Source organism: Streptomyces sp. NPDC058812, assembly GCF_042744565.1.
GTDB lineage: Bacteria > Actinomycetota > Actinomycetes > Streptomycetales > Streptomycetaceae > Streptomyces > Streptomyces thinghirensis.
Genome location: NZ_JBHYOB010000016.1, coordinates 16,558 through 30,323 on the forward strand (window position 1 = coordinate 16,558; position 13,766 = coordinate 30,323).

Here is a 13,766-nt window from a genome sequence, read left to right on the forward strand (position 1 = left end):
ATGACGTAACAGGACGCAACCGCCCGGACCGCCTCGCCGCCGTGGACACGCGGGCGTCGGGTACCCGCCAGGCCGTAGGGTTACGAGCCACACGCGCCGGGGGAGCCCGGCGCGTCACCGACACTGGAAGAGAGCGGACAGCCACGATGACGGTTCCCCTGCCGACCGACACGACGCGGTGGCGCTGCACCCTCTGCGGCAACCTCACCCGCTTCGACGTGACCCGGGCCTCGAAGGTCGTCGAGTACGTGCACCTCGATCTGGCCGGTGAGCCGAAGGTCGAGGAGCGCGAGGTGCTCAGTGAGACCATCGAGTCGGTGCGGTGCCGCTGGTGCAACGCCGTGGACCAGGTGGAACTCGTGGACAGGCCGGGTGCCGCCTCCTGACCGGAGCGGCCCCGCATGAGGTGACCCCGCACGGGATCACGCAGAGGCATTGGGGTGACGGATGGTGGAGACACATGGCGGGGAGCCGGGCGACGGCGCCGCCGAGGTGCTCGACCGGCCGCTGCCCGACGGCGTGCGCCGCAGGGTCGTGCAGATCGTGTCCGACGGCTTCGGTGGACTCACCCTCGGCGAACTGCCGGCGCAGCTGAGACAGTACGCCCGGTTCGCCCCGAACCGCAGGGCCAAGTTCGCCGGCAACGCCATGGCCGCCGCCGTGGAGACCGACCCCCTGTTCCGCCAGCGCATCGGCGAGAAGCTCAGAGAGGCCCAGCCGGAACTGGCCGGGGCCCTGGACGCCGCCTCCCCGCCGCCGGCCGCGGACCCGCTCGACGTGGCGGCCGCGGCCTACGTGCTGCGGCCGCACGGCTGGGTGAAGCTGGTGACCGCCGCCGGCGAGGAGGCGCTGCGCGCGGACGCCGAGCGCGCCGACGAGGAGAGCCGCGCGGAGCTGGAGCGGCTGCACGAGGAGCTGGCCCGGGCCCGGGAGCACACCCGGACCGAGACCGAGCGGCTGCGCGCCGAGCTGGACGCGGCGAAGAAGGAGACCGAGTCGCTGCACCGCAAGCTGCGCTCCGCCCTCAGCGACGTCAAGCGCGGCGAGGCGGCGCTGCGCAAGATCCGGGCCGAGATCGACGCGGTCCGCGCCGAGGGGCACGCACAGGTCTCCGCCGCCGAGAGCGAGACCCGGCGGCTCAAGACCCGGCTCGGGGAGGCGGAGGCCGCCCTGGAGGCCACCCGCAAGGCGGCCCGTGAGGGACGCAGCGTCGAGGACATGCGGGTGCGGCTGCTGCTGGACACCCTGCTGGACGCCACGCAGGGCCTGCGCCGGGAACTCGCGCTGCCCCCGGTGTCGGTGCGGCCCGCCGAGACGGTGGACGCGGTCGAACCCGGCCGGATGACGCCCAAGGACATCGCCGCCCGCGCCCTGTCCGAGAACGACCCCGCCATCCTCGACCAGTTGCTCGCGCTGCCCCAGGCGCACCTGGTCGTCGACGGCTACAACGTCACCAAGACCGGCTATCCGCAGATGCCGCTGGAGAAGCAGCGGCTGCGGCTGCTCGGCCAGCTCTCCCAGCTCGCCGCGCAGACCGGCGCCGAGATGACCTGCGTCTTCGACGGGGCCGAACTGGTGGCGCCGGTGCTGCTCGCGCCGCCGCGCGGGGTGCGGGTGCTGTTCTCCAAGCCCGGGGTCACGGCCGACGAGCTGATCCGCCAGCTGGTGCGGGCCGAGCCGCCGGGCCGGCCGGTCATCGTCGTCTCCACCGACCGCGAGGTCGCCGACGGCGTGGCGCGCGCCGGCGCACGACCGGTGGCGTCCGCGGTGCTCCTCAAGCGGCTTTCCTAGCCCCTCGCCGGCCCCATGTTTCACTTTCGTGGCAACCGCAACGTAGGCGTTCTATGCCCGAATTGACGGAACCGTCACGCAACGTAGCGTCAAGTGAAGGTCACTGCAGGTGAGTTGTGGCAAAGAACGCGGTGCGTAACCGGGATTTTTCGGCGGAGGATTTGAACTGATCACGAGTGGGTCACTAGGGTCAGCCCTCGAACCCTCGCACGGGTGATCCCTCTCAAGAAGGAGCTCGTCTCCGTGGCGTCCCACCGTCGTCCCAAGCAGCCGAGCCGCACGCGCGTGACCGTGCTCACCACCGCTGCCGCCGCCGCTGTCGCACTCAGCTCGCAGGCCGCCAACGCCGCCCCGAGTGAGAAGCCGAGCAAGGACGAGGTCAAGGCCAAGGTCGACAAGCTCTACGAAGAGGCCGAGCAGGCCACCGAGAAGTACAACGGCGCCAAGGAGAAGCAGGAGAAGCTCCAGAAGGAGATCTCCACGATCCAGGACAACGTCGCCCGCGGCCAGGAGGAGCTCAACGAGCTGCGCGACGGCCTCGGTTCGATGGCCAGCGCCCAGTACCGCTCCGGCGGGATAGACCCCTCCCTCCAGTTGTTCCTGTCCGCCGACCCGGACGACTACCTGGACAAGGCCTCCACCCTCGACCAGCTGAGCGGTCAGCAGGTCGAGGCGCTGAAGAAGATCCAGGACAAGCAGCGCGACCTCGCCCAGCAGCGCTCCGAGGCCACCGAGAAGCTCAAGGACCTCGCCTCCACCCGCACCGAACTGGGCAAGAAGAAGAAGGAAGTCCAGGGCAAGCTCTCCTCCGCGCAGAAGCTGCTCAACACGCTCACCGCGAAGGAGAAGGCCGCCCTCGCCGCCGAGGAGCAGCGCGCCACCCGCAGCAGCGAGCGCGAGGTCCTGACCGGCGGTAGCGGGAAGCCCGCCTCCGGGCGAGCCGCCGCCGCTTTCGCCGCCGCCCAGAGCAAGATCGGCACGCCCTACGTCTACGGCGCCACCGGCCCCTCCTCCTTCGACTGCTCGGGCCTGACCTCCTGGGCCTACGCCCAGGCCGGCGTCGGCATCCCGCGCACCTCCGAGGCGCAGACCGGCGCGGGCACCCGCATCTCCTCGATGAGCGACCTCCAGGTCGGCGACCTCGTCTTCTTCTTCAACGACCTGCACCACGTCGGCCTCTACGCCGGCAACGGCCAGGTCCTGCACGCGCCGCGCACCGGCACGGTCGTCCGCTACGAGTCGATGAACACCATCGGCGGCCCGTTCATGTTCGGCGTGCGGGTCTGAGCCGCCGCCTTTGGTAAACCCGAAGTCGCCCTCGCCGTGCCGCCCGTTCGGGCGAATCACGGTACGGCCTTCTTACCTCCGCCCCGCCGGTGACCTGCGTCAGCGGCGGGGCGTCGTGCTGCGCGCGCCTCCGAGGTCGTTGGCCGGTGCCCCGCCGCGGGGTTACTGTCTGCCGCGTTTCCCTGTCCGCCAGCGGAAGGAGTGCGGCTTCCCGTGGGGTTCCATCGCCGCCTTGCACCAACCGGGCTCGACCGCGGCGCCACCGCCGCCGTCGGCCTGCTTTCCGTCGCCGCCGCGGCCCTGGGCGCCGTACCGGCCACGGCCACCCCGCACGACGACCGGCGGGCGGAGGTGGACCGGCTCTACACGGAGGCGGAGCAGGCGACCGAGGCCTACAACAAGGCCGACGCGCGCACCGACGCCCTGCGCGAGGAGGTCAGCACCGCGCAGGACTCGATCGCCCGGCAGCAGGAGCGGATCAACACCATGCGGGACGCGCTCGGTTCGCTGGCCGGCGCCCAGTACCGCTCCGGCGGCATCGACCCGTCGCTGGAGCTGTTGCTCGCGACCGACCCGGACGACTACCTGGACAAGGCCTCCGTGCTCGACCGGATCACCAGCCACCAGGCCGGTGAACTGAGGGAACTCCAGGGCGCCATGCGCGACCTCGCCCAGGACCGCGCCGAGGCCGGCCGGAAGCTCACCGAGCTGGAGAAGGGCCGCAAGGCCGTCGCCGCCCACAAGAAGACCGTGGAGCGAAAGCTCGCGAAGGCCCGGGAACTGCTCAACTCCCTTCCGGACGGCGAACGCGCCGCCTACGACCGCGGCTCCCGCACCGGCCGTACCGACCTGCCCGCCCCGGGCGCCGCCGGACCCGTCTCCGGCCGCGCGGCGGCCGCCGTCGCCGCCGCCCGCTCCGCCCTCGGCAAGCCCTACGTCTGGGGCGCCAACGGGCCCACCGGCTTCGACTGCTCGGGCCTGACCCAGTGGTCGTACGCGCAGGCCGGGGTCGGCCTGCCGCGCACCTCGCAGGCGCAGTCCGGTGCCGGGCAGCGGGTGTCCCTGGCCCAGGCCCGGCCCGGCGACCTGGTCGCCTACCGCGACGACGCCAGCCACATCGGCATGTACGTCGGCAACGGCCAGGTGATCCACGCGCCCTACCCCGGCGCCCCCGTGCGCTACGACCCGGTCGGCATGATGCCGGTCTCCTCGGTCACCCGGGTCTGACCTTCACGGCCCTTCCGGTCCCTTTGCCCGCTGCCCCCTTCGGCCGGCCGCCCGTACGATCGGGGGGTGGCTGGTCGAAGGCGGACGTCGGGTTCCTCGGTGGTGGCGCTGTGCCTGCTGCTCGTCTCCCTCGTGGCCTGCGGCGGCCGGACCGCCGCCGACCCCGTCCCGGCCGAGGTGCAGCGGGTACTGGACCGGCGTGCGGAATCCGTCCTCGACCACGACCGGGCCGCCTACACGCGCACGGGCACCGGGGCCGGCTTCGACAACCTGGGCGAGGTGCCGCTGGCCGCCTGGTCGTACCGCGTGAGGGGCGTGGACCGCACCGGCGACACCGCCACCGCCGACGTCGAGCTGCGCTACCGCATCGAGGGCCACGACCGGGGCCCCGTCACCACCGGCCGTGCCGTGCGGCTGAGCCGGGACGGTGCGGACGGGCGGTGGACCGTCGATTCCGACCGGCCCGCGAAGCGGTCCGGCCAGCAGCCGTGGGACCAGGGCGCGGTCCAGGTCGTCCGGGGCACGCACAGCCTCGTGCTCGGCGTCGGACAGTCCGCCGGGGCGCTGCGCGGCTACGCGGAGCTGGCCGACCGGGCGGTGCCGGCCGTGTCGGACGCCTGGGACGGCGACTGGGCCCGCCGGGTCGTCGTACTGGTGCCGAAGTCGCTGGAGGGGATGGCGGGCCTGCTCGGCTCGCCCGCCTCCTCCTACCGGGGCATCGCGGCGGTCACCACCGGCGAGACCGGCGGCCGGGAGCAGGCACCCGCGGACCGGATCATCGTCAATCCCGACGCTTACGGGCTGCTCGGCAGCCTCGGCAAACAGGTCGTGCTCACCCACGAGACCACCCACGTCGCCACCCGCGCCGACACCACCGCCGCCACCCCGCTGTGGCTGTCCGAGGGCTACGCGGACTGGGTCGGCTACCGCGACAGCGACCGCGCCCCCTCGCAGGCCGCCCCCGAGATGGCCGGCGCGGTCTCCGAGGGCCGCGTGCCCGCGAGTCTCCCGACCGACGAGGACTTCGGCTTCACCGCCGACGCGGACGAACTGGCCCGCGCCTACGAGGGCGGCTGGCTGGCCTGCCGCATGATCGCCGACCAGTGGGGCGAGGACCGCCTGGACGCCTTCTACCGCGCCGTGGGCGCGCACGAGAAGCGCGCGGGCGCGGTCGAGGACGCGATGAACGAGGTGCTCGCGACGACGCCGGAGGAGTTCACGGCACGGTGGCGGGAGTATCAGCGGGCCGAGTTCGACTGAGGTCGCTTCGCTCTCGTCGCCTCACGGGTCCGTTCGGACTCCGTCCGCTCGGGACGAGGCCGGTGCCTCGTCGGTGCGGGCGGCGCGGGACGGCGGCGTCGGCGCGGGCGTCCCGCGCGGCGCCGTGTCGCGCCACAGGGCGCGGGCCGCCAGGAGCGCCGCGGCGATCAGCAGGCCGTTGCGGACGGCCAGCAACGCGATGCCGAGCGGATCGCCGGCGACGACGTACGCGAAGTACACCGGGAACTCCAGCACCGTCACCAGGCTCGCCGCCAGCACCAGGGCGACCGGTACCCGCATGCGGCTCGCGCGGAAGCACCGGCAGACCGCGGCGAGGCCGACCAGCCACACCATGTACTGCGGGCTGATCACGCGGCTCGTGACGGTGAACATCAGCACCCCCACGAAGGCCGCGTCCGCCGCCGTGTGCGCCGAGAAGCGCGAGGCCGCCAGCCGCCACAGCAGCAGCCAGCCGAAGGCCAGGGAGGTCAGCGCGAGGGCGACCGTGCTCACCGCGCCCACGTACGGGCCGAGGAACTCGACCGAGCCGTAGTTGAGCAGCACCTCGCCGTCCCAGCCGAAGTGCCGGGCGACGTGGAAGACCAGCGAGCCCAGCGACTCCACCTCGGTGCCCCGCTCGCGCTGGAACGTCAGGAACGCGAACGCCCCGGGCATCGTCGCCGCGAACAGCGCCGCCAGTCCGGCCCCGCTCAGCGCCGCGGCGGCCCAGGGCGCCCGCCCCCGCATCCCGAGGAGCACCAGCGCGGGCCACACCTTCAGCAGCGCCCCGAGCGCCGCCAGGGCCCCCGCCACGCGTGGATGCCGGCCGGCGGCGAGCAGCGCCGCCACCGCCACGGCGGTGACCATCACGTCGTAGCGGGCGTACACCGTCGGACCGAGCAGCGGAACGCCCGCCACCCACACCCACGCACCGCGCGACGAGCGCCCGGAACCCCGCCCCGCGCGCCACAGCAGGGCGAGGACGGCCAGGTCCACGGCACAGGCCAGGACGAAGAAGGCCGTCGCGTACTCCAGGAAGGGCAGCAGCGCGGGGGAGAGGATCGCGAAGGCCGCGGCGGGCGGGTACTGCCAGGTGACGTCGTCCAGCGGAAACGTTCCGGTGCGCAGGACGTCGTACCAGTCCCGGTAGATGACGGACACGTCGCTGGTGACGTCCGGCCCCGGGAAGACCCACACCTTCAGCACGAACAGCAGCAGCACCAGCCGCGTGGCGCCCCAGGCCGTCAGCAGCGGCACCGCGGGCCGCCTCGCGTCCGTCGTCTCCACGTGCTCCCTGCCCGTCCGCGTGCCGTGCTTCGCGGCCATGATGACCCGGACACCTGTGCGTGTGCCACCGGGGAGGGGCGGCCGGGCCCCCGGCCCGCGCGGCGGGTTCGGTAGGGTCGGCGGCGTGCGCAAGACCTTGATCGTGACGAACGACTTCCCGCCCCGCCCGGGCGGCATCCAGGCCTTCCTGCACAACATGGCGCTACGGCTGGACCCCGAGCGGCTCGTCGTCTACGCCTCCACCTGGAAGCGGGGCCGGGAGGGCATCGAGGCCACCGCCGCCTTCGACGCCGAGCAGCCCTTCACCGTCGTACGCGACCGTACGACGATGCTGCTGCCGACGCCGGGCGCGACCCGGCGGGCCGTCGGGCTGCTGCGTGAGCACGGGTGCGCGTCGGTGTGGTTCGGGGCGGCGGCGCCCCTCGGGCTGATGGCGCCGGCGCTCCGGAAAGCGGGGGCCGAGCGGATCGTCGCCACCACCCACGGCCACGAAGCCGGGTGGGCCCAGCTGCCCGCCGCCCGGCAACTGCTGCGCCGGATCGGGGAGTCGACGGACACGATCACCTACCTCGGCGAGTACACGCGCTCGCGGATCGCGGGGGCGCTGACGCCCGGGGCCGCCGCCCGGATGAGGCAACTGCCGCCCGGCGTCGACGAGAAGACCTTCCACCCGGGCAGCGGCGGCGAGGAGGTGCGGGCCCGGCTCGGACTGACCGAGCGGCCGGTGCTCGTGTGCGTCTCGCGGCTGGTGCCCCGCAAGGGCCAGGACACCCTGATCCGGGCGATGCCCCGCATCCTGGCCGCCGAGCCCGACGCCGTCCTGCTGATCGTCGGCGGCGGCCCCTACGAGAAGGAGCTGCGCCGCCTCGCCGCCGAGACCGGCGTCGCCGCCGCCGTCCACTTCACCGGCGCCGTCCCCTGGTCCGAGCTGCCCGCGCACTACGGCGCCGGGGACGTCTTCGCCATGCCATGCCGGACCCGCCGGGGCGGCCTCGACGTCGAGGGCCTCGGCATCGTCTACCTGGAGGCCTCAGCGACCGGCCTGCCCGTGGTCGCGGGCGACTCGGGCGGCGCGCCGGACGCGGTGCTCGACGGCGAGACGGGGTGGGTGGTGCGCGGTGACTCCGAGGAGCAGACCGCCGACCGCGTCGTCACCCTCCTCGGCGACGCGGAGCTGCGCCGCAGGATGGGCGAACGCGGCCGGGCCTGGGTCGAGGAGAAGTGGCGCTGGGACCTGCTGGCGGAGCACCTGAAGGCTCTGCTGTAGCGAACCGGGCTATAGGGGCGCGGGGAACCGCGCGACCAGCCACGGCGGACGGAAAGCCGCCAACGAACCGTACCCCGCACTCCAATAGGCGCCCCTACTTGGAGTAGATCGCCTCGATCTCGTCCACGTAATCCTTGGCGACAACACTCCGCTTCAGCTTCAGCGACGGAGTCAGATGCCCCGAGTCCTCCGTGAACTGAGCCTCCAGCACCCGGAACTTCCGCACCGACTCCGCCTTGGAAACCGCCGAGTTGCCGTCGTCGATCGCGTCCTGGATCGCGGCGAGCAGATCCGGATCGTTCCGCAGCGACGCCGCCGTCGAGCCGGCCGGCTTGCCGTGATCCGCGCACCAGCGGCCGAGGAACTCCTCGTCGATGGTGACCAGCGCGCCCACGAACGGCCGCCCGTCGCCGACCACCATGCACTCCGCGACCAGCGCGTGCGCGCGGATGCGGTCCTCTATGACGGCCGGGGCGACGTTCTTGCCGCCGGCGGTGACGATGATCTCCTTCTTGCGCCCGGTGATCGAGAGGTAGCCGTCCTCGTCGAGGGTGCCGATGTCGCCGGTGTGGAACCAGCCGTCGGCCAGCGCCTCGGCGGTGGCGCCCGGGTTGTTCCAGTACTCCTTGAACAGGTGCTCGCCGTGCAGCAGCACTTCCCCGTCGTCCGCGATGCGCACCACGGAGCCGGGCAGCGGCTGGCCGACCGTGCCGATCTTCTGCCGGTCCCAGGGGTTGAAGGCGGTGGCCGCGCAGGACTCGGTCAGGCCGTAGCCCTCCAGGACCGTGAAGCCGATGCCGCGGAAGAAGTGACCGAGGCGTTCGCCGAGCGGGGCGCCGCCGGAGATGGCGTACTCGCCGCGCCCGCCGAGGACCGTGCGGAGCTTGCTGTAGACGAGCTTGTCGAAGACCTTGTGCTTGATCTTCAGGCCGACGGACGGGCCCGAGGGGGTGTCCAGGGCCTTGCTGTACGCGATCGCCGTGTCGGCGGCCTTGTCGAAGATCTTGCCCTTGCCGTCGGCCTGGGCCTTGGCGCGCGCCGAGTTGTAGACCTTCTCGAAGACGCGCGGCACCCCGAGGATCAGCGTGGGCCGGAACGCGGCCAGCTCGTCGGTGAGGTTCTTGATGTCGGGGACGCAGCCCAGCTTGATCGGCGCGATCATCGGCGCGACCTGGACGAGGCGGCCGAAGACGTGGGCGAGCGGGAGGAAGAGGAGGACGGAGCACTCGCCCGTGCGGAAGAGGGGACGCAGGCGCTCGACGACGTTGCCGCACTCGGCGAAGAAGCTGCGGTGGGTGAGCACGCAGCCCTTGGGGCGGCCGGTGGTGCCGGAGGTGTAGACGATGGTCGCCGGGTCGTCGGCCTTCGCGATCGAGCCGCGCTCCTCGACGGTCCGGTCCGTGACGTCCTGGCCGAGGCGCCCCAGCTCCTCCACGGCCCCGGAGTCGATCTGCCAGACGTGCTTGAGGGCGGGCAGCCGCTCGCGCACCGACTCGACGGTGGCGGCGTGCCCGGCCGACTCCACGACGCACGCCGTGGCGCCCGAGTCGCTGAGGATCCACTGCACCTGCTCGGGCGAGCTGGTCTCGTACACCGGCACGGTGATCGCGCCCGCGCACCAGATCGCGAAGTCCAGCAGGGTCCACTCGTAGCGCGTACGGGACATCAGGCCGACCCGGTCGCCCGGCTGGACACCGGAGGCGATGAGGCCCTTGGCGGCGGCCTGCACCTCGGCGAGGAAGTCGCGGGCGGTCACGTCCTGCCACGCGCCGGCCACCTTGCGGGAGATGACGGCGACGTCCGGGTGCTGCGCGGCGTTTCTGCGGACGATGTCGGTCAGATTTCCGTCCGCAGGGACCTCGTACAAAGCCGGAAGGCTGAACTCGCGCAAGACTGCTGCTCCTCATAGGGCGCCGGCGCCACGACGTTGTGTGATGCGACGGTGCGGTCCAAGGCTCGGGCAAGTGCTCGGGAATCACATGTTGATCACATGTTGGATCACACGCCGATTCACATGTTGAAGACCAGAGCACGACTGGACTGCCCGGACGTTACCCGCCGGTATGGCTTCTCCGACAGGGGGTCCCCGCGAGATGTTCGCTGCGTCACACGGATGGGGTTTCCTTTGCGCACAGTAGTCGACGGATCAACCGACCAGCCAGTAACCGCAGGTCCGATCGCCACTGTTCACGAGAGCCACGCGCTGCTTACGCTTGATCGCCATGGCACCCACACCGCCCGGTAACACGAGGACGCGCGTCCATGTGGTCAGCGACGTCCATGGCAACGCCCGCGACCTGGCCAGGGCCGGCGAGGGCGCCGACGCCCTGATCTGCCTCGGTGACCTGGTCCTCTTCCTCGACTACGCCGACCACACGCGCGGCATCTTCCCCGACCTGTTCGGCGCCGCGAACGCCGGCCGCATCGTCGAGCTGCGCACCGCCCGCCGCTTCGCCGAGGCGCGGGAGTTCGGGGCGCGGCTGTGGGCCGGCGTCGGCGGGGACCGGCGCGAGCTGATCGAGGGGGCGGTGCGCAAGCAGTACGCCGAGCTGTTCGCCGCCTTCCCCACCCCGACGTACGCCACCTACGGCAACGTCGACATGCCGCCCCTGTGGCGTGAGTACGCCGGCCCCGGCACCACCGTGCTCGACGGCGAGCGGGTGGTGATCGGCGGCCGGGTCTTCGGCTTCGTCGGCGGCGGCCTGCGCACCCCGATGCGCACGCCGTACGAGATCGGTGACGAGGAGTACGCCGCGAAGATCGAGGCCGTCGGCGAGGTGGACGTGCTGTGCACGCACATCCCGCCGGAGGTGCCGGAACTGGTCTACGACACGGTGGCGCGGCGCTTCGAACGGGGCAGCCGCGCGCTGCTGGACGCGATCCGCCGCACCCGTCCCCGCTACGCCCTGTTCGGGCACGTCCACCAGCCGCTGGTGCGGCGGATGCGGATCGGGGCGACCGAGTGCGTGAACGTCGGGCACTTCGCGTCGACGGGGCGGCCGTGGGCGCTGGAGTGGTGAGCCGGGGCGGCGTCCCGGCGGCCGGCCCTGCGCAGCCAGGTGGTGACATTCGCGCTGCCCGTGCGCGATAGCCTTCACGCGGCACACACGTGCGCGCCACGGGCACACGACGACCCGGCGCACGACGACCCTCAGTACCGGCCCGCATCTGGAGGAGCCACAGCGATGGCGGAACACACCAGCTCGAGCATCATGATCGAGGCGGCACCGGCCGACGTCATGGCGGTGATCGCCGACTTCGCCCGCTACCCGGACTGGACCGGTGAGGTGAAGGAGGCGGAGGTCCTCGCGACCGACGCGCAGGGGCGTGCCGAGCAGGTCCGACTCGTCATGGACGCCGGGGCGATCAAGGACGACCAGACGCTGGGGTACACCTGGACCGGCGAGCACGAGGTGTCCTGGACCCTGGTGAAGTCCCAGATGCTGCGCTCCCTGGACGGCTCCTACCTGCTCCGCCCGGTCGGCACGGGCACGGAGGTCACCTACCGGCTCACGGTCGACGTCAAGATCCCGATGCTGGGCATGATCAAGCGCAAGGCCGAGAAGGTCATCATCGACCGGGCGCTGGCGGGCCTGAAGAAGCGCGTGGAGTCGGGAGCGAAGTAGCGCCCCCCTCCCCAGCCGCGGGCAGTCGTGCCTCCCCCAGTGTCTGAACGGCCTGGCAGGTACCCCCCAGGGGCGGCACGGGTGGGCGGTGGGGGCACCTCCCGCTTGTGCGAAGCCGAGAGTGGGGGTGGCATCCCCGCAACGCCGGGCCGCGCACCCCCGGCGTCCGCACCCGGCGCCGCCGAGGCACCGGTACCGTTCACCCCCATGCGCACCATCCTGATCACGGGCCCCGGCGGCAGCGGCCGTACCACCGTCGCCGCCGCCACCGCGCTCGCCGCCGCCCGGCAGGGCACCCGCACCCTGCTCCTCGGCGCCGACCGCGACGACACCCTCGGCGCCGCGCTCGGGATGCCCACGGGCGGCCCCGCACCGATCACCGTCGAGCCCCGCCTCACCGCCTGGCGGCCCGACGCCGCGAAGGGGTTCCGGGACGACCTCGCCGCCCTCCAGGACCGCGCCGCCTCCGCGCTCGACCTCCTCGGCGCCGGCCGCCTCGACGCCGAGGAACTCACCCCCCTGCCCGGCGCCGACGAACTCGCCCTGCTGCGTGCCCTGCGCGACGCCGCCCTCGCCGAGGGCCCTGATCACCACGAACTCCTCGTCGTCGACCTCCCGCCCGCGCCGCGCGCCCTCGCGCTGCTCGCCCTGCCCGAGGAACTGCGCCGCTACCTGCGCCGTCTCCTCCCGCCCGAGCGGCAGGCGGCCCGCGCCCTGCGCCCCGTCCTCGGCCGGCTCGCCGGCGTCCCCATGCCCGCCGAGGCGCTGTACGAGGCCGCCGCCCGCTGGGACCTGGAACTCGCCGCCGCCGAGGCCGTCGTCGCCGACCGGAACACCGTCGTACGGCTGGTCGCCGAGCCGGGCCCGGCCGGTGCCGACGCCGTCCGCTCCACCACCCTCGGCCTCGCCCTGCGGGGCCTGCGCACCGACCTGCTGGTCGCCAACCGCGTCCTGCCCGAGGACACCCCGGCCGACAGCTGGCTCACCGGCCCCCTCACCCAGCAGCGCAAGACCCTGGAGGAGTGGCAGGGTGCGTACGACGTCCGCACCGTCGCCCACCTCGGCCGGGACCCGCGCGGCGGGGAAGACCTGGCGGTGCTCGGCGCGCCGGGCGTCAACCGGGACGTCTCCCCGGTCGAGTGGCCCGTCACCGACCGGCTGGCCGAGGACGGCGTGCTGGTCTGGAACATCCCGCTGCCCGGTGCCGCACGCGACGAACTCGACCTGGTCCGCCGCGGTGACGAACTGGTCGTCACCGCCGGGCCGTTCCGCCGGATCGTCCCGCTGCCGTCCGCGCTGCGCCGCTGCACGGTCGACGGGGCCGCCCTGCGGGAGGGCACGCTCGCCGTCCGGTTCGCGCCGGACCCGAGGCTGTGGCCGCGGAGCCGCTGAACGCGCCGCACCCGTTCGGGTAACGTCGTAAGGACGAACCGTAGTCAGGAGTCCGTCATGAGCGAAGAGCTCCCCCCGTCCGAGGCCCCTCGCCCCGACGAGGCCGACGCGGTCGACGGGGTCGGCGAAACGCGACCGGCCGACGCCGACGCCTGGGCGACGGCGTGCGCCGAGGACCTGGAGGCGGAGAAGGCCCGCCGCCGGGCCGAGTACGGGCCGCCGCCCGGCTCGGCCGCCGAGGAGCTGCGCCGGCTCGTCGACACCGTCGCGGACAAGCTGTCCGGCCTCCAGTCCCCGCTGCTCGGCCAGGTCGCCGGACCAGCCGCCCAGCAGGTGGTCCGGCAGGTCGTCCAGCAGGCCAAGGCAGCCGTCGAACCGGTCATCGAGCGCAACCCGGACGTCTTCGACCACCTCGCGGCCGCCGGCGGCGAACTCCTCGCCGCCTACCGCTCCGCCGTCCAGAACCAGGAGCGCCGCTGGACCGCCGAGACCACCGGGGACGACCCCCGCGACCCCCGCGACCTGGACGAACCGCGTGACGACGGAAGCGACACCGGACGCGACGACGGCGACGAGGGCACCGGCCCGGGCCAGCGCATCGACTTGGACTGACACCGCCCTCGGGTACG

12 protein-coding genes are annotated in these 13,766 nt (G+C 73.1%); 10 read left to right on the top strand and 2 right to left on the bottom strand.

Going from position 1 to position 13,766, the window contains the following annotated elements; genetic code table 11:
- The first annotated feature begins 146 nt into the window (after positions 1-146).
- The 5 genes from ACFW48_RS28030 (at position 147) to ACFW48_RS28050 (ending at position 5,565) form a co-directional block, all read left to right on the top strand.
- Positions 147-386 carry a hypothetical protein gene (locus tag ACFW48_RS28030; protein WP_031030820.1) on the top strand — a complete coding sequence of 80 codons (240 nt, stop codon included), beginning with the start codon at positions 147-149 and terminating at the stop codon, positions 384-386.
- 61 nt (positions 387-447) lie between these two features.
- Positions 448-1,791 (top strand): NYN domain-containing protein, encoded by a 1,344-nt coding sequence (locus tag ACFW48_RS28035; RefSeq protein ID WP_386319100.1) that lies wholly within the window; start codon positions 448-450, stop codon positions 1,789-1,791.
- A gap of 243 nt (positions 1,792-2,034) precedes the next feature.
- Complete coding sequence (locus ACFW48_RS28040) at positions 2,035-3,078, top strand: NlpC/P60 family protein (RefSeq protein ID WP_386319405.1); 1,044 nt, start codon at positions 2,035-2,037, stop codon at positions 3,076-3,078.
- 213 nt (positions 3,079-3,291) lie between these two features.
- The gene (locus ACFW48_RS28045) at positions 3,292-4,305 is read left to right on the top strand and encodes an NlpC/P60 family protein (protein WP_386319103.1); all 1,014 of its coding nucleotides are present in this window, start codon (positions 3,292-3,294) and stop codon (positions 4,303-4,305) included.
- Positions 4,306-4,371: 66 nt separating this feature from the next.
- Positions 4,372-5,565 carry a hypothetical protein gene (locus tag ACFW48_RS28050; RefSeq protein WP_386319106.1) on the top strand — a complete coding sequence of 398 codons (1,194 nt, stop codon included), beginning with the start codon at positions 4,372-4,374 and terminating at the stop codon, positions 5,563-5,565.
- Positions 5,566-5,586: 21 nt separating this feature from the next.
- On the opposite strand, the gene ACFW48_RS28055 is transcribed toward ACFW48_RS28050, so the two are convergent.
- Positions 5,587-6,852, bottom strand: coding sequence for a glycosyltransferase 87 family protein (locus tag ACFW48_RS28055; RefSeq protein ID WP_386319408.1), 1,266 nt, complete (start codon positions 6,850-6,852; stop codon positions 5,587-5,589).
- Between the two features lie 124 nt (positions 6,853-6,976).
- Here ACFW48_RS28055 and ACFW48_RS28060 point away from each other — a divergent pair, with 124 nt between their 5' ends.
- Positions 6,977-8,119 (top strand): glycosyltransferase family 4 protein, encoded by a 1,143-nt coding sequence (locus ACFW48_RS28060; RefSeq protein WP_386319109.1) that lies wholly within the window; start codon positions 6,977-6,979, stop codon positions 8,117-8,119.
- A 94-nt stretch (positions 8,120-8,213) separates the two neighbouring features.
- Here the strand turns inward: ACFW48_RS28060 and ACFW48_RS28065 are convergent, their stop codons facing one another.
- Positions 8,214-10,010: an AMP-dependent synthetase/ligase gene (locus ACFW48_RS28065; protein ID WP_386319111.1), complete on the bottom strand. Its 1,797-nt coding sequence runs from the start codon at positions 10,008-10,010 to the stop codon at positions 8,214-8,216.
- 331 nt (positions 10,011-10,341) lie between these two features.
- Here ACFW48_RS28065 and ACFW48_RS28070 point away from each other — a divergent pair, with 331 nt between their 5' ends.
- The 4 genes from ACFW48_RS28070 to ACFW48_RS28085 all read left to right on the top strand — a co-directional run bounded on the left by ACFW48_RS28070 (position 10,342) and on the right by ACFW48_RS28085 (position 13,749).
- Positions 10,342-11,139 carry a metallophosphoesterase gene (locus ACFW48_RS28070; protein WP_386319114.1) on the top strand — a complete coding sequence of 266 codons (798 nt, stop codon included), beginning with the start codon at positions 10,342-10,344 and terminating at the stop codon, positions 11,137-11,139.
- 165 nt (positions 11,140-11,304) lie between these two features.
- Positions 11,305-11,745 carry an SRPBCC family protein gene (locus ACFW48_RS28075; RefSeq protein ID WP_386319117.1) on the top strand — a complete coding sequence of 147 codons (441 nt, stop codon included), beginning with the start codon at positions 11,305-11,307 and terminating at the stop codon, positions 11,743-11,745.
- Between the two features lie 207 nt (positions 11,746-11,952).
- On the top strand, positions 11,953-13,137 hold the full coding sequence (locus ACFW48_RS28080) for an ArsA family ATPase (RefSeq protein WP_386319120.1): 1,185 nt from the start codon (positions 11,953-11,955) through the stop codon (positions 13,135-13,137).
- Positions 13,138-13,194: 57 nt separating this feature from the next.
- Positions 13,195-13,749 (top strand): DUF5304 domain-containing protein, encoded by a 555-nt coding sequence (locus ACFW48_RS28085; protein WP_386319122.1) that lies wholly within the window; start codon positions 13,195-13,197, stop codon positions 13,747-13,749.
- Positions 13,750-13,766: the final 17 nt, after the last annotated feature.